At 60.7% G+C, this 22,948-nt stretch carries 19 protein-coding genes; 10 read left to right on the top strand and 9 right to left on the bottom strand.

The features are described 5' to 3' along the window. Positions 1–7: 7 nt before the first annotated feature. The 4 genes from QQL28_RS10135 to QQL28_RS10120 all read left to right on the top strand — a co-directional run bounded on the left by QQL28_RS10135 (position 8) and on the right by QQL28_RS10120 (position 3,713). Positions 8–1,102 carry an ABC transporter ATP-binding protein gene (locus QQL28_RS10135; protein WP_284264258.1) on the top strand — a complete coding sequence of 365 codons (1,095 nt, stop codon included), beginning with the start codon at positions 8–10 and terminating at the stop codon, positions 1,100–1,102. Between the two features lie 138 nt (positions 1,103–1,240). Then, positions 1,241–1,936, top strand: a complete 696-nt coding sequence (gene pxpB / locus QQL28_RS10130) for a 5-oxoprolinase subunit PxpB (protein ID WP_284264256.1) — start codon at positions 1,241–1,243, stop codon at positions 1,934–1,936. Next, positions 1,933–2,910, top strand: a complete 978-nt coding sequence (locus QQL28_RS10125) for a 5-oxoprolinase subunit C family protein (protein ID WP_284264254.1) — start codon at positions 1,933–1,935, stop codon at positions 2,908–2,910. The genes pxpB (QQL28_RS10130) and QQL28_RS10125 overlap by 4 nt, the downstream gene beginning before the upstream one ends. A gap of 35 nt (positions 2,911–2,945) precedes the next feature. Continuing rightward, positions 2,946–3,713 carry a LamB/YcsF family protein gene (locus QQL28_RS10120; protein WP_284264372.1) on the top strand — a complete coding sequence of 256 codons (768 nt, stop codon included), beginning with the start codon at positions 2,946–2,948 and terminating at the stop codon, positions 3,711–3,713. Here QQL28_RS10120 and QQL28_RS10115 read toward each other — a convergent pair. The 6 genes from QQL28_RS10115 to QQL28_RS10090 form a co-directional block, all read right to left on the bottom strand. Next, entirely contained in the window at positions 3,706–4,113 is a 408-nt protein-coding gene (locus tag QQL28_RS10115) for an acetyl-CoA carboxylase biotin carboxyl carrier protein (RefSeq protein WP_284264250.1), read from the bottom strand. The two genes, QQL28_RS10120 and QQL28_RS10115, sit on opposite strands and share 8 nt — an antisense overlap. Beyond that, positions 4,104–5,081, bottom strand: a complete 978-nt coding sequence (locus QQL28_RS10110) for a 5-oxoprolinase subunit C family protein (protein WP_284264247.1) — start codon at positions 5,079–5,081, stop codon at positions 4,104–4,106. The genes QQL28_RS10115 and QQL28_RS10110 overlap by 10 nt, the downstream gene beginning before the upstream one ends. Then, a complete protein-coding gene (gene pxpB / locus QQL28_RS10105; protein ID WP_284264245.1) occupies positions 5,078–5,740 on the bottom strand; it encodes a 5-oxoprolinase subunit PxpB in 663 nt (220 codons plus the stop codon). Before pxpB (QQL28_RS10105) ends, QQL28_RS10110 begins: the two co-directional genes overlap by 4 nt. After that, positions 5,737–7,092 (bottom strand): acetyl-CoA carboxylase biotin carboxylase subunit, encoded by a 1,356-nt coding sequence (gene accC, locus QQL28_RS10100; protein WP_284264243.1) that lies wholly within the window; start codon positions 7,090–7,092, stop codon positions 5,737–5,739. Before accC ends, pxpB (QQL28_RS10105) begins: the two co-directional genes overlap by 4 nt. Further along, positions 7,092–7,535, bottom strand: a complete 444-nt coding sequence (locus QQL28_RS10095) for an acetyl-CoA carboxylase biotin carboxyl carrier protein (RefSeq protein WP_284264241.1) — start codon at positions 7,533–7,535, stop codon at positions 7,092–7,094. Before QQL28_RS10095 ends, accC begins: the two co-directional genes overlap by 1 nt. Positions 7,536–7,609: 74 nt before the next feature. Next, positions 7,610–8,368, bottom strand: coding sequence for an SDR family oxidoreductase (locus tag QQL28_RS10090; RefSeq protein WP_284264239.1), 759 nt, complete (start codon positions 8,366–8,368; stop codon positions 7,610–7,612). Positions 8,369–8,552: 184 nt separating this feature from the next. On the opposite strand from QQL28_RS10090, the gene nac reads away from it, so the two are divergent. The 3 genes from nac (at position 8,553) to QQL28_RS10075 (ending at position 11,373) form a co-directional block, all read left to right on the top strand. After that, positions 8,553–9,503: a nitrogen assimilation transcriptional regulator NAC gene (gene nac / locus QQL28_RS10085; RefSeq protein WP_284264237.1), complete on the top strand. Its 951-nt coding sequence runs from the start codon at positions 8,553–8,555 to the stop codon at positions 9,501–9,503. 175 nt (positions 9,504–9,678) lie between these two features. Then, entirely contained in the window at positions 9,679–10,350 is a 672-nt protein-coding gene (locus tag QQL28_RS10080; protein ID WP_284264234.1) for a 4-carboxy-4-hydroxy-2-oxoadipate aldolase/oxaloacetate decarboxylase, read from the top strand. 39 nt (positions 10,351–10,389) lie between these two features. Further along, positions 10,390–11,373, top strand: coding sequence for a peptidyl-alpha-hydroxyglycine alpha-amidating lyase family protein (locus QQL28_RS10075; RefSeq protein ID WP_284264232.1), 984 nt, complete (start codon positions 10,390–10,392; stop codon positions 11,371–11,373). Positions 11,374–12,206: 833 nt separating this feature from the next. Here QQL28_RS10075 and QQL28_RS10070 read toward each other — a convergent pair. The 3 genes from QQL28_RS10070 to QQL28_RS10060 form a co-directional block, all read right to left on the bottom strand. Next, the gene (locus QQL28_RS10070) at positions 12,207–14,369 is read right to left on the bottom strand and encodes a KAP family P-loop NTPase fold protein (protein WP_284264230.1); all 2,163 of its coding nucleotides are present in this window, start codon (positions 14,367–14,369) and stop codon (positions 12,207–12,209) included. A 130-nt stretch (positions 14,370–14,499) separates the two neighbouring features. After that, complete coding sequence (locus tag QQL28_RS10065) at positions 14,500–16,107, bottom strand: toll/interleukin-1 receptor domain-containing protein (RefSeq protein WP_284264228.1); 1,608 nt, start codon at positions 16,105–16,107, stop codon at positions 14,500–14,502. Positions 16,108–16,232: 125 nt separating this feature from the next. Continuing rightward, the gene (locus QQL28_RS10060) at positions 16,233–16,739 is read right to left on the bottom strand and encodes a hypothetical protein (RefSeq protein ID WP_284264226.1); all 507 of its coding nucleotides are present in this window, start codon (positions 16,737–16,739) and stop codon (positions 16,233–16,235) included. Positions 16,740–16,889: 150 nt separating this feature from the next. Here QQL28_RS10060 and QQL28_RS10055 point away from each other — a divergent pair, with 150 nt between their 5' ends. From QQL28_RS10055 to QQL28_RS10045, 3 genes are all read left to right on the top strand, one after another. After that, positions 16,890–18,425: a toll/interleukin-1 receptor domain-containing protein gene (locus QQL28_RS10055; RefSeq protein ID WP_284264225.1), complete on the top strand. Its 1,536-nt coding sequence runs from the start codon at positions 16,890–16,892 to the stop codon at positions 18,423–18,425. 103 nt (positions 18,426–18,528) lie between these two features. Next, a complete protein-coding gene (locus tag QQL28_RS10050) occupies positions 18,529–19,644 on the top strand; it encodes a hypothetical protein (protein ID WP_284264223.1) in 1,116 nt (371 codons plus the stop codon). A 306-nt stretch (positions 19,645–19,950) separates the two neighbouring features. Beyond that, positions 19,951–22,896 carry a toll/interleukin-1 receptor domain-containing protein gene (locus tag QQL28_RS10045; protein ID WP_284264221.1) on the top strand — a complete coding sequence of 982 codons (2,946 nt, stop codon included), beginning with the start codon at positions 19,951–19,953 and terminating at the stop codon, positions 22,894–22,896. The last annotated feature ends 52 nt before the right edge of the window (positions 22,897–22,948 follow it).

The raw sequence follows: 22,948 nt of genomic DNA, 5'->3' as shown, positions 1-22,948 counted from the left end.
GGATGCCATGAGGTCTTCCGAAGTCAGGCTTGACCGCCTCAGCAAGGAATATAACCACACCGTCGCGGTCGACGACGTCTCGCTCACGATCGAGCCCGGCCACATGGTCGCGCTGCTTGGTCCGAGCGGATGTGGCAAGACCACTTGCCTGCGCATGATCGCGGGGCTGATCCGGCCAACATCCGGCGACGTCTTCGTGAACGACAAGAGGATGACCGACGTTCCCGTGCATCGCCGCAATGTCGGGATGCTGTTCCAGAACTACGCGCTGTTTCCTCACCTGACAGTCGAGGAGAACATCGCTTTCGGCCTCGAGATGCGCGGGATATCCAAGGCCGATGCCGCAAAAAAGGTGGGCGAGGCACTCAGCCTCGTCCAGCTCTCGAGCTTCGGCAAGCGCTATCCGGCGCAGCTCTCCGGCGGCCAGCAGCAGCGCGTCGCGCTGGGGCGGGCTCTGGTCATCGAGCCGGCGATGCTGCTGCTCGACGAGCCGCTAGGGGCGCTCGACAAGGGGCTTCGCGAGAGCATGCAGGTGGAGCTGCGCGCGCTTCAGCGCAGGCTCGGTCTGACGACAGTCATGGTGACCCACGACCAGGACGAAGCCCTGACAATGGCCGACAAGATCGTAGTGATGCGTGACGGCAAGCTCGAGCAGGTCGGCTCGGCGACGGAAATCTACCAGCGTCCGTCCTCGAAATTCGTCGCGCAGTTCATCGGCGCGTCGAATCTGTTTCAGGGGCCTGTCGAGCAGCGCAACGGCAACGGAGCGGTCATTCGCGTATCGCCCGAATTGAGCCTTCAGGTCGACGAGGTTCCACAGTCGGCAAGCGACGTGATGGTCTCGATCAGGCCTGAAGCGATCGTGGTCGAGCGGGTTGGACAGAGCCCAGCGTCGCAACGCGCCAACAGCGTGACGGCGCTTGTCGATCAGGCCATCTATCGCGGATTCGTCAGTCACTACTATCTCAAGACGCCGAGCGGCGGGCAGATCATCGTGTTCGAGCAGAACCAGTCGCAGCAGGCCGGACTCCGGTACGCGGTAGGTGAGGAGGTCGTGGCGCGGTGGGAGTCGCCCAGCAATCACGTTATCGCGCGTCACTGAAGCAGGAGACGAGCGCGGCGCCCTGCGGGCAATCGACATCCCTTATGCCCGCAGATGAACATCGTCTTGGATCGGCTTGTGCAGCTTGGTTAGATTTGACGGTGGCAGCGCCACGGGCGTTCGACCAGCGAGGCGCTCTTGTCGATTAATCAGCCCAACGCTCCCTTCGTCGGCACTATCGAGAAAAGCCCGAAGATCAGCCTGATCGGCACGCTTGCGATGCTGGTCGAGGCGCCGGGCGAGTTCGACTTGGTGCAGCAGGGACGCATCTGGGCCCTTGCGGATGCGGTTTCGGCCTGGCCTAACGTCCAGGAGGCTGTTATCGGCGTCACCAATGTGATGCTCGTATTCGAGCAGCCGCCGGCGGATATCGGCATGCTCAACGCTTCGATTGTCGAGCTGTGGCATCGCGTGCCGAGCCGCGAGGCCGACGGCAAGCTCATCGAGATTCCCGTGGTCTATGGTGGCGAGCTCGGCTTTGACTTGCCGGCGGTTGCGAAGCGCGCCAGCTTGTCCGAGCGGGACGTCATCAGGATCCACAGCGAAGGCGAATACACCGTCTGCGCCGTCGCGAGCTCGCCGGGATTCGGTTATCTCCACGGCCTCGATCCGCGCATCCATATGCCGCGCAAATCCGTGCCTTCGCTCAACATGCGCGCTGGCTCGGTGACGATCGGCGGTATGCAGACCGGCGTCGCGGTGCTGACAAGTCCGAACGGATGGAATTCCATCGGCTGGGCCTCGGTCGCGATGTTCGATCCGAAGTCCGAGCAGCCGTCGCTCATGCTTCCGGGCGACCGTGTCAAATTCAGGATCGATCGGATCGAGCTGTGATCGAAATCCTGGCCAGCCCCGCCTTCAACACGATCCAGGACCTGGGTCGCCACGGTGCCCGCCGGTTCGGTGTGAGCACCTCGGGCGCCATGGATCCCGTCGCGCTCGCCGCCGGCAATGCGCTGCTTGGCAACGACGACGGTGCGGCGGGCATCGAGATTCAGACCTTTCCGTTCCGCCTGCGCTTTGCGGCCGGCACTGCGTTTGCACTCACCGGCGCCGATCAAGAGTCCACTTTGGCGGGATCAACCGTCCGTCCGTGGTGGTGCGCGTGGGCCAACGCCGGCGACATTCTGACGATCGCTGCGCCGCGGCGCGGGGCGCGGGTCTATGCGACGTTCGGTGGCGGCATCGATGTTCCACGCGTGCTGGGCTCGCGTAGCACGCATCTGCGCGGCGGCTTCGGCGGGCTCGAGGGGCGTACCTTGCAAGCGGGCGACGTTGTGCCGATCGGGAGCGTGCCGCGCAGCACCAACGGTCGCTTCGACTTCGGCGTCGCGCCACCGGATGTCGCGATCGCGGGCGTCGCACCGGCGGACGCCCGAGTGCTGCGGATACGCGTCATGCGGGCCGGCGAATACGATTTGTTTTCGGAGGCGATGCAGGCGAAGTTCTGGTCGACCCAATGGAAGATCAGCGCCCGGAGCGATCGGGGCGGCTACCGCCTCACCGGTGGCAAACTGACATTGGATGCGCCGGTCGAGATGCGCTCGCATGGCGTGGTGGCTGGCGTGGTGCAGGTGCCGCCGGCCGGCGAACCGATCATCCAGATGAGCGATGCTAACACGGCCGGCGGCTATCCGAAGATGGCGGCTGTGATCCAGGCCGATCTCTGGCGGCTCGGCCAGGCGGCACCGGGATCGCTCATCGCCTTCAGCGAGGTGAGTTACGAGAACGCGGTCGCGGCCATGGCTCCCGTCAACGACTACCTCGCGAAGTTGCGTGCGACGGCGGATCTCTATCGAGCGCTTTGAGTGGACGTCAACAAAAACAAGAGCAGGGTATGAACATGAAAATCGGCATCAATTCGGATATGGGCGAAGGTTTCGGCAATTATCGCATCTGCGACGACGAGGCGCTGATGGGCATCATCTCGTCGGCCAACGTGGCGTGCGGTTTCCACGCCGGCGATCCCATCATCATGGATCGCATGGTCCGGCTGGCGAAGCAGAGGGGCGTCGAGGTCGGCGCCCATCCGGGCTTGCCCGACCTTCTCGGATTTGGCCGTCGCGTGATTCAGATGGATGCCGCCGAGCTCGAGAAGCATATGGTCTATCAGATCGGCGCCTTGCAGGCGATCGCGGCCAATGCTGGCCACCGCGTGACCCATGTCAGCTTCCACGCTGCGATGGGCAACATGGTCAATGCCGATCCTGACATGGCCGACGTCGTCGCCCGCGCGATTGCGGCCATCAATCGCGATTTCATCGTATTTTCGCAGCCGGACGCCGAGATCGTGCGCGCCGCGCGCAAGGTCGGCCTGCGCATCCTGACTCTGTTCCTGGCCGATCGCGCCTATGATGAGCACGGCCATCTGGTGTCGCGCAAGCTTCCCAACTCCGTCATCACCTCGACCGAGGCCGTGGCTGAGCGGGTCAAGCGCTTCCTCGACAGCGGAACAGTGCAGACGATCGAGGGCAAGTCGATCAAGGTCGAGGCGCGCTCGATCCTGATTCACAGCGACACGCCCGGATCGGTCAATCTCGCTGGCACGGTGCGTCGCGTGATCGAGCAGGGGGGCGGCGAAGTCACGCCCGCAACCGTCTTGCTCAACTGAGCGGGCGGATACGCACGATCGGTGTGCCGTAGCCGACCATTGTGCCGGTTTCCGCGATCACGGCATCGACGGTGCCGGCGGCCGGGGCAACGATGGGCGCGTACAGCACCCCGATCTTGACGAGGCCGACAATCGCGCCGGCCTCGATCCGCTGACCACGGGCGACGAACGGCTTGTCGCGCCAGGGATGAGCCGCAAGGAAATGCCCTGCGACATCGGCCTTGGCGATGACGGAATGGTCTGTAGCGGGGGCGGCAAGCGTCGGTGACGCAGCCATTCGCGGGCCCGTGTTCACAACGAGCTTCAGGGACTGGCCGGACACCTCGATTTCGATCGTGTCGACACCGGACCTTTCGAGAATCTGCGCCAGACGCGCGATATCGGTCAGCTCTATCGGCAAGTTCTGGTCTCCTCGACAAGGCCCACATTGGCCCTGAGCCGGTCAAGATAGGCCGACATCTCGGCCTCGGCTGCGAGCGCATCGGCGTAAGCGGTTTGCTCGAACCGCAGCATCCTCCCAAGCCGCGCCTGCCCAACGCGCCACAGATCGGCGCGGATCACGGCCGCGATCTTCGGATAGCCGCCTGATGTCTGAGCGTCGCGCATCTGGATGATCGGTTGCCCGTTGGGCGGAATCTGGATCACGCCGGGAACGATGCCGTGCGAGCGCTTCTCGATCGGCATGCTCGGCTTCACGGCGGGGCCTTGCAGGCGGTAGCCGTAACGGTTGCTTTGCGGCGTGATCTTCCAGCTGCTGGACCAGAACAGTTCCTGCGTGGCGGCATCGAACCCGTCATATTCGCCGGCGACCACCACTCTGACGAGGGTCTCGTCCGGGTCAGCGTTCGGCCGCGCCAGCGTGACCTCGGCCGGCTCGACTCCCAGTTCCCCGATGGTCGCGGTCGATGCGGTGCAGGGCAGGACGTCGCCGGGCTGGAGCGGCCGTCCGTGCCAGCCGCCGAACTCGCCGCGAAACTGCGTGCTGCGCGAGCCCAGCACCATGGGGACGTCGATGCCACCGCTGAATGCCAGATAGCTTCGTGCGCCGCGGGCCATCGCCTTGATGGTCAAAATATCCCCGGCACCGGCGTGCGACCGCCACCATGGCGGGATCACGCGTCCTGCGATCTCGGCATCGACATCGGCGCCGGTGAGCGCAAAGGCCATGTCCCGGTCGAAACGAAGCTTGAACGGCATCATCGGGATTTCGAGGCCGGCGGCGTTCTCGTCATTGCCGAGCAGGATGTTGCCGGCGCGCAAGGCAACGTCGTCCATCGCACCCGAGGTGCCGACCCCGAAGCGATACTGATCGAGGCGGCCGAGATCCTGGACGCTGGCGGGACCCGTGACTGACAGGATCTCGATCAACGGATCACCTGCTCGATCTCGAAGCGGATCGTGTCGCCCGGTGCGAGCGCGGCCGGGGTCGGCCAGGATGGGTCGAAGAAAGTCCAGGTCGTGTGTCCGATGGCATGCCAGCCGCTGGGGCCGGGCGAGGCGGAGACGCCGGTCTGCGATCCGCCGATCGACACTGAGCCACCCGCGGAACGTTGCAGCGGTGTCTGTCGCCGCGGCATGGTGATGCGCGGATCCATGCCGCCGAGATAGCAATAGCCGGGGTGGCTGCCGAGTGCGAACACCGTGTAGAGCGGCGCGGCGTGGATCGCCACGACATCGTCGATCGACAGGCCGCAATGTTCGGCGACGGATTGCAGCTGCGATCCGATCGCGCCGCCATAGGTGACAGGCAGCCTGATCTCGCGGCCCCCGATCGCGAGACCTTCCGCCGCGTCCCAGCCGTCGTTGAGCGCGGCGATCAGGGTGTCGACCTCGCGGGGAGGGGTCTCGAAGGTCAGCATCATGTTGGTGATGCCGGGAATTGCCTCGCGGATCCCTGGCCATTTTGATGCGGTAGCCGCCAGCGCCCAGATCCGTCGTTGATGCGGCAGGTCGAACGCCCCGGGCGCCTCGAACAGGAGCGCCGATGTCCCGAGCAGGCTGATCCGCGGCCGGTCGGGCGCCGTCATTGCGCGGCCACCCGCGCGTTCATCCAGTGCTCGAGATGATGGATGTCGTAGCCGCCGCGGCAGAACGCCGGATCGGACAGGATCGCCTGGTGCAACGGCACGTTGGTTCGGATGCCTTCGGCGCGCAGCTCGGACAAGGCAACCCGGGCACGCGCCAGAGCTTCCTCACGGGTGCCGCCATGGGCGATGAGCTTGCCGATTAGCGAGTCATAGTGACGGGGAACGGTGGCGCCGGCGGTAATATGCGAATCGACGCGGATGCCGATCCCGCCGGGAACGTCCCAGTGCGTCACCGTGCCTGGCGAGGGCGCGAAGGTGGCAGGGTCCTCGGCATTGATGCGGAATTCGACAGCATGGCCGACACGGGCGATGTCGCCTTGCACCATCCCGAGCGACTCGCCTTGCGCGATGCGGATCTGCGCCTTGACGATGTCGATCCCCGTCGTCATCTCGGTCACGGGATGCTCCACTTGGACGCGCGTGTTCATCTCGATGAAGAAGAACTGCCCGTCCTCATAGAGAAACTCGAACGTGCCGGCGCCGCGATAGCCGATCCGCCGGCAGGCTTCGACACAGCTTGCGCCCACCCGCTCGATCAGCGCACGGTCGATTCCAGGTGCGGGGGCTTCCTCGACCACCTTCTGGTTCCTGCGCTGGAGCGAGCAGTCGCGGTCGCCGAGCCAGAGATGATTGTCGTGCTGGTCGCACAGCACCTGAATCTCGATATGGCGGGGTTTCTCGAGGAATTTCTCGATGTAGACCGCGGCGTTCTTGAAGGCCTTGCTCGCTTCCGCCCGCGTTAGCGCGAGCGCCTCGTCCAGCGCGCCTTCGCTGCGCACGATCCGCATGCCGCGCCCGCCGCCGCCACCGGCGGCCTTGATGATCACGGGATATCCGATATCTCGCACGATCGCGCGCACCTCGGCCGGATCATCCGGCAGGGCGCTGTCCGGCCCGGGCACGCAAGGCACGCCCGCGAGCCGCATCGCGCGCTTGGCCGCGACCTTGTCGCCCATGGTCCGGATACAGTCCGCGGGGGGGCCGATGAAGGTGAGGCCGGCGCGCGCGATCCGATCGGCGAATTCCGCACTCTCCGACAGGAACCCATAACCCGGGTGGATCGCCTGGGCGCCGCTGACTTCGGCCGCGAGCAGGATCGCCGCAACGTTGAGATAGGTGCTGCTTGCCGGCGCCGGCCCGATGCAGAGTGCCTCATCGGCGAGTGCGACATAGCGCGCGTCACGGTCCGCCTCCGAGTGAATGACGACGGTCTTGAGACCCATCGTCCGACAGGCGCGCTGGATGCGGAGCGCGATCTCGCCGCGATTGGCAATCAGGACCTTGTCGAACATCAGGATGAACCCGCAGGGCCGATCCGGAACAGGGCCTGCCCCGCAGCGATCTCGTCACCGTTCTCCGCGAGGATCGCGAGCACGACACCGGGTGCCTCCGCCGAGATGTCGATGAAGGTTTTCATCGCCTCGATGATGCAGATCTTCTGCCCGGCCTCGATCCGCGCGCCGATCTCGACCAGCGGCGGCTCGTCCGGTGCCGCAGCCCGGTAGAACACGCCGTGCATCGGCGCCGGCACGATGATGTCGGTGGTGGCCGAGGCGGGCGCTTCGGGAACAGAGCTTTCCTGGCGACTGAAGACGGGAGCCTCGATGCTGATCCCGTTTGCAGGAGCCGCCGGGGCCGGGGGCGCTTCCGCAGACGCGCGCTTGAGGATGCGGATGCGGGTCCCGTCCTGCGTCAAGTCCAGCTCCGCGATTGAGGAGCGGGCAACGAGATTCACGAGCTGTTCGATTTTGGAGTGGTCCACAGTCACGCTCCGCGTTGACGGCCTGTCGAGTTCGAGGCGTTCATGTCTCACTCTGCCGGCGGCCGGCCTTTCTGCGCGAAATTGAGGCCGCCGACGACCTGCTGGGTCGGCAGGACTTCCATGAAGGCGACGTTCATGCGCGGCGGCGATCCAACCGCGAATGCGATCGAATTGGCGATGTCCTCGGGCTGAAGTGAATCATAGTCGTCGAAGAAGCGGCGCTTGGCTTCGGCCAGATCGCCCAGCAAGCGCCCGAACACTTCCGTCTCGACCCGGGCCGGCGATATCTCGGTGACGCGAACCCTGGTTCCGTAGAGATCAACGCGCAATTGCTGCGATAGCGAGTGAATGCCCGCTTTCGTGGCATGATAAACGGTGTTTCCGCCGCCAAACGCGTAGTGGCCCGCGATCGAGGAGATGTTGACGACGTGGCCGCGGTCGCGGCGCGCTATGCCCGGCACGACGAGCCGCGTCAGATGCAGCACCGCGCGCAGATTGACGTCGATCAGTGCGTCGACATCCTCCGGCGTCGTGTCGAGGATATTGCCGCGCCGGGACTGGCCGGCATTGTTGACCAGGACGTCGAACTCGGCCGACTTCGCCAGTGCCGCGAGCGCGTCGAGGTCGCTGATGTCAACGGCGCAGGGGCGGCATCCGGTCTCCGCGGACAAGGCGCTCAAGCGAGCGGAGTCGCGTGCCACGGCGTGAACTTCGAGCCCCTCCGCGCTCAGACGGCGAACCGTCGCAGCCCCGATCCCCGAGGATGCGCCCGTTACCAGGGCCGTTCGATAGTCCGAAAATCCCATCCGCGAGGGCTCCTCTGCTACCGTCCAACCGCTGGTGGCGTCGGCTGCAACGCGAGCGGCGGACAAGTGCAGCACTACCTATAGGCCCCTCAGGTTCCAGGTGGTAAGAACAATTCCTTCTGATCCCATAGCTTCAGCCTATCGCTGTTGCACTACTCCCTGTCTGATATCCGGAGGCGCCGTATTGGATACGAAACGTTTGGAGGCCTTCATCAAGGTCGTGGATCTCGGCAGCATGACGAGCGCGGCAAAGGTGCTGAATGTCGCACAGCCGGCCCTGAGCCAGCACATTGCGAGCCTGGAGTCGGATTTCAAGTGCAAGCTGCTCGATCGTAGCGCCCGCGGGGTGAAGCCCACCGAGGCCGGACGAATTCTCTATCGCTATGCCAAGTCGATCCAGCGGCAGATCGAAGAGGCGAGGCGCACCATTCTGGACAAGAAGCCGGAGTTGACGGGCAACGTCACGATCGGTCTGGCTCCGCTTAGCTCGGCGACATCGCTTGCGACGCCGCTGCTGGCGCAGGTCCGCGAGCGCTTTCCCGGAATTGTGCTGCACATCTACGACAGCTTCGGGATCGTGCTCAGCGAAATGATGCTGAAGGGCGGCCTGGACATGGCGGTCCTTTACGGCGATCGTCCGGTAACCGGTCTCGATTACAAGCCGTTGATGCAGGAGCCCTTCTTTCTCGTCGCGCCGCGCAGCATGCTTGCGGAGCAGCCGCAGTCGGACAGCGTTTCCGCGGCGGAGGTCGCGCAGTTGGACCTCATTCTTCCGTATCGTGAATCCTTCCTGCGGCAGTCGGTCGAGCGGGTGTGCGCCGAGGTCGGGCTCCGTCCGCGCATTGTCGCCGAGATCCATTCGCAATCGACCCTCTCCTCCGCGATCGCGGCAGGAATGGGCGCGACCGTGCTGCCTCTCTCCATCGCGAACGAGCTGCCGAACCAGACCGAGCTCTGCATTCGCAGGATCGATGCGCCGGCGGCCTCGCTTCAGATGTCGCTCTGCATCTCGGACAATGCGGCTTTGTCCGACGCCGCTTTCGCGGTCTACAAGGTTCTGTTGGAGATCATCGGCGAAAGGTGGGGTACCTCGCCTGGAGCGCTCTCCCAGAAGCCGCTTGCCTCGACGACCTAGCAAGAACGTTCATTTTCGATTGGGACCGGATGCGACCCGACGGCAGGCGAAGCGTCGTGACGATGCGCGCGACCCATAACGAAACGCGATGCGGCAATCCTGAAATATGAATTTGCCGCCTCAAAGCGGTTGGTTATGGAGGTGTTACGGAGATCGCGGCCGCAAGGAGGTTACCATGGTGCATGTGATCAGGACATTCGATCGACCCACTGCCGATCTTGTCGAGCGCATCAAGCAGTTTCCTCCGTCCACACTACACGAAGCGCAGGGGCGATCGGGTGCGATGACTTCCCGCATCAAGCCGATCTATTCCGGGATGCGCGCCTGCGGGCCGGCGCTGACGGTGAGCTGCCATCCCGGCGACAACATGATGCTGATCACGGCGATTTCGCTGGCCAAGCCGGGCGACGTGCTCGTGGTGAGCGCAGGCGATCATCCCGAGCAGGGCGGCTTCGGCGAGGTGCTGGCGACGGCTTGCGTCGCCAAGGGCATCGTCGGCCTGGTCACGGATGCCGGCGTTCGCGATGGCCTTGCGGTGCGCGACACCGGCTTCAACGTCTTCTCCTACGGCCTGTGCATGAAAGGCACCGTCAAGGAGACGCTCGGCATCATCAACCAGCCGATCGTCATTGGCGGCATCGCCGTTCGTCCTGGCGACATCGTGAGTGCTGATGACGACGGCGTCGTGATCGTGCCGAAGGAAAACATCGCCGACGTCTGCGTCAAGTCGGCGGCGCGCGAGGACAAGGAAGCCGGTGTGATGAAGGCGCTCAAGGCCGGTGGGAACATCCTCGAACTCTCGGGCATCGGCAAGGTGCTGGAATCCAAGGGCTGCACGTTCGGCTAAGCCGCCCCGCGTCGCACACTTGCAATGATGGGAGATCAGGTGGCAGCTATTCTCGGCTCGGGCGAGCACCGCTACCGCGTCGTCGACAATTGGGCAAAGCTGCCGGATGGCTGGCAGCTCACCGATGTCGCCTCCGTCGCGGTTGACAGCAAGGACCGCATCTACGTCTTCAACCGCGGCGCCCATCCGATGATGGTGCTGGACCGCGAGGGCAATTTCCTGCGCAGCTGGGGTGAGGGGCTTTTCTCCCGCGCCCACGGCCTGCACATCGATGCCGACGACAATCTCTACTGCACCGATGACGGCGACCACACCGTGCGCAAGTGCACGACCGACGGCATGGTGCTGCTGACGATCGGCGTCCCCGAAAAGCCCGCGCCGTTCATGAGCGGCAATCCCTTCCATCGCTGCACCCATACGGCGCTGTCGCCGAAGGGCGAGATCTACGTCTCCGACGGCTATGGCAACGCCCGGATCCACAAATTCACGCCGGACGGCAAGCTGATGAAGAGCTGGGGCGCACCGGGTACAGACCCTGGCCAGTTCAACATCGTGCACAACATCGTCACCGATACCGACGGCTGGGTCTATGTCGCCGACCGCGAGAACCATCGCGTGCAGGTGTTCGACGGTAACGGAAAATACGAGACGCAGTGGAACAATCTGCACCGGCCCTGTGCGCTGTGCTGTTGCGGCGGGACGAGAAATCCGACGTTCGTGGTTGGCGAACTCGGTCCCGCCATGCCTGTTAACCGCAAGGTGCCCAATCTTGGCCCGCGGCTGTCGATTGTGGACGCCAAAGGCAAGCGCATTGCGCGACTCGGGGGCGAGGATGGACCCGGTCTTTCGAGCGGCAAGTTTCTGGCCCCGCATGGCATCGCGCTGGATTCAAGGGGCGATATGTATGTCGGCGAGGTCGGCGTCACCGACTGGAACACGAATTTTCCCGACGAGGACATGCCGGTCGAGGTCCGCACCACGAGGTGTTTGCAGAAGCTGGAGCGAATGGCGGGCAACTCCTGAATACGGCAAAAGCTCGACGGCTGGCCGGCATTGCTGCCAGTCGCCATGCGGTCCTGTTCAGCGGTGGTTTTGACAGATCCTCAAAACCGGAGCCCGGGCGGCGGGTTTGGTCGATTTTCGTCAGATTGAGACTTCCGCGCGATTGCGGCGAGCCGGGCGTTACTGCCTGCACGTTGCGCGACGGCGATTCGGCGGGAGAACACTGTCATGCCGAAGATCGACGATGGTAACCTACGACAGACACCGTAGCGAGGCCACGAAGAGACTTGATACGAGGGAGAAATCTATGCGAGTCTTGGGGAACTGTTCCCGATCGGAAAGCACTGTTACGTGATCGTGTTCCGTTAGTCCGACTGATCATTGTCTGACCGTGCTCCCGGCTCGGACCAAAAAAGGTTGCCCATTAACTCTGGGGCTCAGGATACCGCACCGACGGAGTGGCACCATTTTCCGCGACGGGTCACAAGCCGCCCTAAATAATTACCTTTGGCGGATGTCCGTTGAGCCGCCCAAAGCGGCCAGCGCTTAAGACCATAAGAGTTTCGCGCAATGCGGCCTCGCAGACCGCCTCATGCGTAGGATTGGATGAGATATCGCAGGTCCGGATGGTGTGGGGAAAGGCGGTAGCGTTCCCCCGCTACCAGTAACCCCAATAAAATCAATATGTTGAACTGATAGGCGCGGGTCATTCGAATCCTTGATGCCTCGTAGCAAATTCCGTAGCGTGTGGCTCAGTCCGGTCTCGTAGTTGAATCCTTGTAGGATCGAGCCGGCCTCGTCGCGCGGCTGGTAATCCCCTTCAACCCCGGCGCGACGTTGCTCCAGCCTGCCATTCAGTGGCGCTCGCCCTTATCTCGCCTGGCCCATGCAGCGTCGAACTCCGATAGGATCGAGCGATCTCCCTCACGTATCGTGCTGTCCGCGAGAAGCGACTGAATCCTTCCGCGGAAGAGCCCTACGTTGAAAATCCGCTCAATCCCGTCCACGGCGGCGGTCGTGAACCGTTGCGCAACCCGATTGCCGGAACCATGGCTCCAGCCGTGAGACGTGAACGCCTGCGCGAACAATACGACGTTGTCATCCCGAGCCAGTTGCGCCTTCGTCCAGCGCTTCACTTCCTGGCCATCGTCCTTTGCCACCTCATGCCATTTATGGAGCAGTTGGCGGAGCCTGTGGTGTGACGCCAAAGCCCCGGATTTGGCCGCACTGCGGATGCCTCTGAGCGCCATGGCCTGCAGCTTCGCGCAGTCCTCCTCGGTAGTAATTAGAGTTTGGGTTTCTGATGACTTTCCATCCTGGGGATGGTGTGCGGCGGACGCGGAGTCGGCGAGATCAGCTAACCATCCAACAGGAGCTGTCTTACAAGCCGTGACTAGGATGGCGGACCTCTCTTGCAAATGGAAACGATCGAGAATTAGTCGGCGCAGCAACCAATGGACCCTGAGAAAATTGTCGCCGATGGAAAAGGCCTCTGCTGCATCTCGAGGCGTATCCAGTTCGTCGGCGACCTCGAATATCGCCATAAGTAGTGACCCAACGTCTTCCTTCGCGATCGAGCCCGCATGAAGATTGAGCTCGTCGAGGATAAGGGAAGCTTTCGTCCGGCCGTCGCGTCGCAGAAGGCCGACCGCCTCTCTCAGCCTGCTCTGGATGAATGAGCGATCGGAAGCCTGTTCAATGAGTGCGTCGATCTCTTCTTTCTTCAGTGCCTCGTCGCCAATGGAGAATCTAAAATAAGCATCGAATCGCGACGGCGCGCACACTCGGCGTTGGCGCTCCCAACCCGCGACCCAGTCCGAGCCGTATGAGAGATTGCCCCATACGGAATCCAACCTTGGAAAGAGGCGCTTCAGGGCGCGCCTAAGTCGTTCCGTCTCCTTCTGCTCGATGCCGCCGAGCAGGATTTTGTCGTAGTCGGCCTTCTGATCCGGCGAATATCGGCCGAGCCCGCGGTCAGCGACTCCGGTAAGTCGGGCCTTGTTAGAGCGAATGGCGCGATAGACCGTCGGCTGTAAAAGCCGCAGTGTTTCGATGCCTATGAAGTCGGCACGATCGACTTCAGGACCGATCGCAGGCCAGGTGACGGAAAGGCTATTGGCCAACCTGTTCACGTCGCGCGGGGTCCGGATCTCCGGTGCGACGACATCGTAGAAAACGTTCATAAATTGCAGGAGGTCGGATTCGCTTGGAGCTCCGCATATCCTCCCAATGTTCGCGAGCATCTGGTCACGCAGATCTTCGATGCGTGGCTCGGGAATATCGAAGCTGGCTTGGATGATCTTCTCGAGATACTGGGGCCCTTCGGATGGATACCTCTGCTTCACGATCGCTTCTGCGAGGGGGCGATCAAAGACCAAGAGATAGATGACATTCGGAAGTCGACCGACCGATTTCACCAGCCTGAATATGAGTAAGGCCTCGTCGGGCGCGAGACGGTCGATGTCATCGATGACGATGAGGAAACGCCGCTTCTGATCGCTCAAGGTTTTGGAGATTTCTGCGTACAGCTTTTCGACGCTATCGTCGAGCTTGATCAGACCCGACGCCCATTTCATAGCTCCCGACGCGACCGTGCCGGCTCCGGCTGCGCCGGCCAAATCAACCACCGGGCCCACGATATCGGCTGTCTTGAGCAGACGGGCGCCGAGCTTCGGCAGTGCCTTCCTGAAGCGATTTCCCAGAGAAGGTCCGAGACCGGCGTATAACTCCCTGAAGAAGGCAAGCGCGAGATCCTCTTCGCCTCTGAACCACCAACAGGCGAAATCAACGACAGCTATTTCCTCGGCTTCGATCGCGCCCGCTAAGTGATGACGGACAAGGTTCACGGTGCTGCTCTTCCCTGAGCCCCACGGACCATTCAGCGCGATGACCGTTCCTTCCGGCGCCGTCATTTGGAGAATGCCCGTGGCGAGCGTCTTCGCGAACGGTTCGATCCCGAAGCGGTCCTCGGATGGTTCCGAAATTGGGCTATCGTTGTGCAAGGACTTCGCGGTCATCGTCCATCACCCCATTACAAGGTATCAGCGCCGTCTACTGCTTCAATCGAGTTCTGGTAAACGAGCGGGCTGGGCGTCATCTAGCTCAGATCTCTTGAATGCGGGATGAAATGGCGTGAAGGTAACGGCTCTACCAGAGCCAGGAAGGCAGTCTAACTTGTAGACCGAATAGGCTGTAAGTTGGTTGCCAGACGTCCGGAGCTGCATCGAAATAGGCGACCAATAAGGTCTGTCCGTCGTTGGACAGCGCGGCGCGTGGAGCCGATTTTGGCGCCAGTGTTGAGCGTCTTAAGCAGTGCACCTTGCTACGATCATCCTTGTCCATCTCAAGCTCTTCCAAGGTGGATGTCGTAAGAACAATCAGCCGGTGGGATCTTGGCAGGGGGATAATTTGACGTGCCAGTTCGATCGGGCAATGCGAGAGGAAAGTGATCTTGCCGCTGCTGGGATCGATGCGACGAAGACCTCCGCCCTCGGCGAACATCAGGTCGCCATCTGGAAGGAAAGCGACAGTCGAAATCGGCCGCGTATTCTCCGTTTCATAGAGCACCGGATCTTCCTTGCGCTCTATGGGTTCGACGAGTGGGAATTGCGGTATATCGGCTACGACGAAATGGCCGGTCTTCCGATCAAGTATGCCGAGTTGGCCAGTCAATGTAGCGCTGGCGAGATAGTGTTCATTTAGAGCTAAGTGCTCGCCGTAGCGAAACGGGCCGGTCTCTCGAAATGTTGGAAATCGTCGACCCGTCTGCGATGAAGGACGGGGACCCTCGGAGACTGTGCCCTCAGGGGACACAATCAGGACGGCGCCGTCCTTGTTTGAGACTGCTGACCAGCCCTTCCAGGTAGCAATGCCGGCGAACTCGCCGCCAAAGGCGCGCTGAAAAGAGGAGTTGCCAGTCGATATATCGACGATGGCAAATTGATTGACGTCCGCAACCAGCATGCTGCTGGGCGAATGCTGAAGCGCTCGCAAGGCATAAATGGAAAGATCAAGCTTTTCGGGGGCGATCGCCGGATTTTTCCAAATGTAGGCCGCTCGGTCGCGAATGACAACAGGGATAGACGCTGTGAAGCCAACTCCCGCCGGAGATACTAGCTTCGCGGGAGGCGTTAGCTCTTTAACTCTGTGATAACCTGCTTCTCCGCCGAGCCAAAGCACGATCCCAACAAGCGAGCCAAGCGCGCCGACTGCGGCGGCGGCGATTCTGCGACGAATGAAACGGCGGCGTTCCTCGAACCGATCGTAAACTTGCCGAGTGGGTATTCCCCAGATCTGAGCGACAATCTTGTGACTTTCGCGCCGCAAAGTTGCGCGAACTTCGCGAAGCGTCGCATCGGCGGGGCAGGTGAGATCAGCTGCGACGATCTGATCAGAGAAGAACTCGGGCAATATGGACGACGGAGTTGCCCCCCGAATTGCGGCCAAAGGTGGTTGCGCTGGCTTAAGCAGCCGAAATAACTCGATTTCGCGCAAAACATATTTGCTCGCCTGCACCTGAGGGCTGCATACAAGCAAGAACCCCGTGGAATGCAGGATGCGATCTCTCATCACCTGATCGAAGGTGCCACCAAGCTCAAAGTCATCGATGTCGGTGCAGACAACGAAATTAGAGGGGCCGGGAAAGCCCTTAGGACGAACGTGGCTCTCAAGTTCACGTTTAAGAAGCTCAACAATATCGAAGGTACGACGACCCAGCTTAACGCGCGCATCGCTGCGCACGTAGCTTATGAACAAGTCGAACTTCGGTTTTATAGGCATGCCGCGGCCCAACAAATTCGCGAAAGTATCTTTTATCTCCTCTCAATACCTAGCATCATCGCTTCATTCTAGCTTGGCAAGGTTGATTGACGGCTATCCCTCTAGGGGAGGAGAAGGCGTAGGCGCGGCTTTATGGAAGACGAGACGGCCTCGAGCTCTACATCGCATGGAGTGCGCCGATTCTGCGGCAGGCGAAGTCCCGGCACATCCGCTTCCAGGTCTTCAACCGCGAATCTGAATTCGTTTCGCCAGGATGCCAGAACCTTCTCGGGGGTGTCTGCCCATTTTTCCAGGACACCGAGGCGATCCCATTTTAGCTCAAGCGGCGTCGCGGCATCGCAGTATTGACTGGGGTCGAGCGCGGTCAGGACCGGCAGGGGATCATCGACTCGGTGCGCCTTCGGCAGGCGGATCAGCATCTCGTTAAACGGCGGGGTCACGTCGAGCCTGATTAGGTCGTGGCCGTTGTGCTGGGAATCGAAGAACAGCGCTGAAACGGTGATCCGCGAAGAGGCAGTCTGCGTGACCGCATTTTTACCCGCAGGAATTCGTCGCTCGGGCATGGCCGGCAAGATGACCGTCCGCCGCCATTTGCTAATCAAGCTCACGCTACTTTCCGCCCCTGCCCGAAATTCGATCCTTGGTGATTCTATCGGTTCCAGTCTACACTGACAGCGCGTGCCGTCGGTAGTTTCGCGGCTAGATTGTGGGCATTGCACAAAAGGCCATCGCTCTGGCCGATGGCGGAGTACCCTAAAATGTGGCGGTTAGTGGAGGCTATCAGCGGGCTTCGTTTTCGTCGCCCGACAACGAAAGTTGAAATGCCACAAAGCTACTACAGCAGCGTGTTCATAAGCCACAGCGAGCCTGACAAGCCGGTTGCGCGTCGGCTGAAAGAACATCTCGAGGGATATCGAACGAGGGTTTGGTTGGATGAGGGCGAATTGTCAGCTGGAGATGCTCTTACCTCACCAATTGTCGCCGGTATAAAGAGTCACGACTACCTGATCGTACTGGTTTCTGAAAGTTCGTCGCGATCGAAGTGGGTTCAAAGAGAGATAGAGTGCGCTCTCGAGTTTGAGCTACAAAATAAGACGAAGAAGATCATTCCCATCAGGATCGATCCAGGACCTCCGCATCCACAGCTAGCCGATCGCGTTCATCTTGATCTGCAAGATCTCGAATCTAGTCGATCGAGTCTTATAGCTCTGCTGAACCAGCTTCGTCCATCTCATGCACTAACGCCGCCGAGAGACTACTTGTACCTCTACGCGATGATTGAGCATTCATTTGCGCCGATGAGAACACTTTATGATCAGGTGCGGCAAGATGGAGCGCTTAGTGACAAATTGTTGAGAGCCTGCCTCGAAAGTGAGATCCCGCCGATCGACATTGCTACCGCATTCGAAACGTTGGCCTTTGTGGAGGGGAGAAAGGGTCGGCCAAGCTTCGGCACGACGTTCGGCTGTGCAAGCGGAATCGCCACAATTGTTGCGAACCATGGAATCGGGTTCGAAGAGTTTGAGCGCGTGGTCAAAGGTTGCGAACTGAGCCGCGATGAAATCCAAAGCCTTGGGACCTACTTGATCTCCACACGAGGCTCAGGGCGGCTGTCAGAGGTCATCCGCCTCTACCGCGAATACATCAAGTGTGATACCCGATTTCATTCATTCCTGCTGCAGAACCGAGATAGGTACACGGGCGACTATGATGAGGTCGTGAACTACATTCTTGTGCCGGACCGTGGTCCCTACAATTGCAATATCGATTGTGTCTTCGAGGTCTTGCGGCGTTGTCCTCATGCCAGCAGTCTTGAAAAGCGTGTTCTTGAATGGATCGACCGAGGTGTTTTCTCGGACATAGACAGGTTCGATATGTCGATTGCGCTATTTTTTTATCTTCGTAAGTCCTGGGATGGACCGTCGGAGAAAATCCGGGCGCACTTACTGTCCGAGGCGATAGCGACCATCAGTAGTCTGATGAGAAAATCGCAAGAAGTAAATTTCGCCAAGGGATACATTATGGCATACGCCACTCTGCAGGTATGCGACCAATTTCCCGGCCCAAACGGTCCGATATGGCCAGAACTCAAACCGCTCGTCGACAAGATGCTCGACGTTTCGGTGGATTATATGCCTCCTGATGCACTGAGGGAGGGCTTCGACCAATTGCGTTGGGCGATTGATCACAGAACAACGAGGCCTGGCGACCGGCGGGATAGAGAACCCGGCTCGGTAATTCGGACCACACTCGACAAGGCCGGCGACATCGTGAGGCAGGCCAATGTGGGCTAGTCGCAAAGCATAGAGAATGCTGGCATGGGCGCGAAATTGCGAACGCTGGGCCCTCCAGACGAGATAGCGTGGCGTTCGCGATTGCGCTTGTGGTGACCACGTAATGGCCAAGTCTTCGAAGATAAAAGTTATGATATCCAGTCGTTGCAATGATCGATTTCCGCTCGCTTCCAAGGGCGGATTGAGCCTGAGCGAGCTGCGTCTAAAGCTGAAGAAGGACGTAGAGGCGACGTCCGTGTTTGGCGAACGACCCTACGAAGTATGGATACATGAGAAAGCTACAGAGGACCTCGAACTCGACGCTTGGGATGAGTGTCTGAGGCAGGCGCGCGAGTGCGACATCTTCGTCGCGCTCTACAACGGCCATGCTGGGGCGACGGGTCCGCAAGGTGGTAGTGTGGGAATCTGTCAAGCCGAACTCAATCTTGCGTACTCGCAAGCGCCGGGAAAGGTGTTCATCGTGAACATCTTTGAGCCTAGCTCTTCAAACGTCCCGTCGCGCCCAGCAGACAAGCAGTTTCAGAAATTTGTGGAGGAGCAGTACCGTTTCGGTCGAATGGTCAAGGGGCCTGGTGCTATAGAAGGCGAAATTCGGGAGACTATTGTAAGAGCCACGGTCAAGATGGTGCAAAGGGGCGTGATCGAGGCCAGTCGAGGCAAAGGCTATTTGGGACCAGCGCTCGATTGGAATCGTCAAAGCTATCTGCAGCGTAGGGCAAGCATGATAGCGGCCGTGAGAGGAAGTCTTGGGCCGAGTCGTTCAGCAAGCCGAGAGGACAGCTGCGTAACGACTATCGGTGGATCGCGCGTACTCGTTCGCCTCGGCGCAGTGCCGGACGCGATGTCCGTCGCCGCCGCCCGTGAGATGGTCGGACAGCCACATCTGGCAGATCACGATTGGACCAAGCAGCTTGCGAACGCTGACGGAGGGCCAGTACATCTGGTCGCTTGCCATAAGAGTGTTACCGAGGCTCAAGCAAAGCGAATGCTGGGATTTCCGAACGCAACCGTAGTCAACGGGCCGTTCGGCATCTATGTCGCGGATTCTGTCCAGGCAATTCAGCTAGTCTTGATCGCAAATTGTCAGGACGAGACTAGAACGCAACACGGCGTTCAACGCTTTCAAGATTGGCTAGCACAATCAGAACAATCGGAATTGCTAGTTCGTCTCGCGCGAAAGAGAAGGAGTTTGGTCACTTTACTCGCAAAGGACGCATAGCGAGAGGTAAGTGAGGATCTCTCAATGTCTTCGGCCTCCTCAAGTGTGCGGTGAGTATACCATCCCGGTGAGCCGTCCGAAATGGCTGGCAGATCTGTCCCCCGGCTGCGTCGGCGGACTCGCCGGTTTACGACTACATTGGTGGTTCGGGACCAAGGAATATTGGCGCCTGGATTGACCTGGCGGCTGTCGCGGCGGGACGTTGATTGGTTTGCGGACACTGGCGTTGTCCAGGTCACCTTGCGGAAATCTCTAGGGTGGTTGAGATTGCCTATCTTCGCTTAGAGGGGGCAACTACTCGTCGTCATGACTCAGGAATCACTCCAGATCCGCGCCAAGCGGCAGGGATCCAGCGATCCCGGTGATTTGGTATTTCTGTGTCACAACAACGCCGACAAGGCTTTCATCCGACGGCTTGCTGACGCACTGGAGCTTGAGTTCGGAACGAGCTTCTTTCTCGATGTCTTTGCGATTCCGACCGGCGAAGCCTTCATTCCCTGGATCGAGAAGGCGATGGAGCGGTGCACGGTCTGCGCGATTTTCCTTGGTGGTAACGGCTGGGGGCCGACCCATCTCTGGGAGGCGGAGCTTGCGCTGGCGCGCTACCGTCGCGACCCATCATTCAGAATTATCCCGGTGGCTCTTCCTGGTCTATCACTGATCGAGTCTGCCAAGCTCGGTTCGGGGAGGCTCTTTCAGGAGATAAACTGGGCCGACTTTACGAAGGGCGTTGACGATAAGGAAAGCCTTGAGAAGCTGGAAGCGGCGCTGACGGGACGCAAGACGCTAGGATACCGCGGTCCAGCGAGATTGACGCCCTATCAAGTCCGGCGAGACGCCGAGCGTTGGCAACGATCTGGACGATCGGACTCGAGCATCCTGTATTCTGGGGCGCAGCTTGCAGAAGCTGAGGCGATGGTTCGGGAAAATCCCGACGCCATGAACGTTGCGGGCGTGAGCGAATTTCTCGGCTCCTCTCGCGAAGGGCAGAGTGCCTATTGGCGCCGGTTGGCAGTGGCGGCGGTCGGGACCGCAGCGGTCTTGTTGGCCGCCGCAACCATCGCGATCACGAACTATCTCGTTGCCGAACAGCGACGCCAGGCGTCGGTTTCACGGCAACTGGCGATAATCTCAAAGGACGCGGCGGGTGCAGACCGAGCATTATCGATCGGAGCTCGCGCGCTGCTGGTTGCCGACACCCCGGAGGCCCGTGGTGCGCTGATCGAGCAACTCCAGGAATTCCGCTTCCTCAAGCGTATCATTAATGCTGGCAGCTACATCGAGTCCGCGGCTCTCAGCTCGTCGGGTGATTATGTCCTGGCAACGGACGCCGGATTGCGCGTTCTCTCGCCAGGAAGGAACTCGGCGGAGACAGTTGAGGCAAATTCTCGTGAGACCGTCACTTCCGTCGCGACGAGCGAGGAGGGGACTTGGTTGGGCCGCGAAGACGGACGGGTCGATCGACTTCGCGACGGAAGCATCAGCCTGGTGCTCAAGGCAGACCCCAAGGTACCAACCGTGCGGGAAAGACGGGTTCGCGTTCTTGCCTACGGCCCGTCGAAGCGATTGGTGGCCGCGGGAACAGGGGCTGGTCGTCTTGCGATCTTCGACGCCCGTTATGGGACGTTGTTGCACGAAATAGGCGAGGGCGATGGGATAAGGATCGAAGCTATCTCGTTTGACCCGACCCGCCGACGCCTTGCGTTTGGCACGAGCGCAGGGATCGTTGTTACCGTAGACACGGACACATTTTCCGTCGTCGATCGCTATCCGCACGTCGAGGGCGGCATTCTTGCACTAGGATATCTACATGATGGCTCGCTCGTAGTCCTTAGTCGGTATGGACGCTTACTCTACTTCAACATGTCAGATGGACGTCTGATGAAGCCATCAGGTGGCGATACGGTGCCGTTGGCTACTGCGGCAGCTATCGAGCCGATGACTGGAAAGATCGCAATCGGAGATTCCGCCGGAGTCATAAGGCTATTTGAAGCAGTTACGCAGCACGCAACGGACGATGCCCCCTTGCGCGGACATTCCGATTCCGTCACTGCAATCTCGTTCGGCAAGGGCGGCAAGCAACTGCTCTCGGCGTCCTCAAACGGCACCGCAGCGATTTGGGATCTGGTTGGCCGGGAGGGACCATATGAGGAGATGCCACAACTGAACCCCGCTCCAAGTGCGATCCGCGTCAATTGGAGCGGGGTTGTGATAGCCGTCTCGCTGGACCAGAACCATGCGCAACTTCGTCGTTTGGAGGGAGATGCCTGGATAACGTTGCTGGATCTCGTCTCAATTAGTCAACGTTCTGACCGTTCCGGCAAGGCCTTTAAGCGTGCAGAAACAGATGCCGCCGGGTTCGAGGAGATTATCTGGGCGATCCCGTCGGTTGCGCTAGATGATCGCGGCTCGCAGATCGCTTGGACCACTTCTGGCGGAGCTATCCTGACGACGAGTGTGGCAGGCGCCGACACCGCCACGACGGTGCTTCGGCCCAGTGGCGCTGCACCGCCTGATGAACTCGAGATCAGCGGCGATGGCCGAACCGTGGCCGCTGTCCAGGAGGATGGAGCGCTTGTCACTGTCTTTCAAATCGGCGGATCGGAGGTTGCGAGTGCGCAAATCCGCCCTCCGGCGGCGGCACGTTCGATCGCTCTGAACCGAGATGGTGATCGGATCGCAATCGGAATGAAGGACGGCATGCTCAGTCAGTATAGCCGGACGAACGAAGTCTGGACTGCGGTGGGCAAGCCACACCGCGCACACACGTCGGAAGTCGCTGGCCTCGCCTACTCGCGAGACGGCAACACAATTGTATCATTCGGCTCAGGCGGCGGAGGTACTGATCGAACGGTCGTGCTTACCGAGGCCAGAAATCCCGCGGACCAGCAAGTTCTGCAAGCAAGGCAAGCCGCAGGTAGCGTGTCGGCTATGTCCCTCGGCGCTGATTTACTCGTGGTCGGGGATCACGACGGCCGCGTCCTAACCTGGTCCGGGCGAGATACCCGCTTCTCCGGCGCACTGAGCGCCGGTTCGAGCGAGGTGAGCGCATTGTATGTCGATGAAGAGCGTCGTCGTATAATCACCTCTAGCGGCGACGGGTCTGTCAAAACCTGGACGCTCGATCTGGCCCAATGGATCGGGCTCGCGTGCTCAAAAGCAAACCGTAATCTTGGTAGGGACGAGTGGCATGAGTTGATGCCTGACGACCCGTTTGTACCACGCTGTTCTCAGAGGCGCCCCTATCGGTAATGGAAGCCCAATGACAATCGGGCGGGTTGGAGGTGACTGCAGCAAGTTGCTG

It is taken from the genome of Bradyrhizobium iriomotense (genome assembly GCF_030160715.1).
Taxonomy (GTDB): Bacteria; Pseudomonadota; Alphaproteobacteria; order Rhizobiales; family Xanthobacteraceae; genus Bradyrhizobium; species Bradyrhizobium iriomotense.
This window is presented reverse-complemented; position numbering and strand designations above follow the sequence as displayed.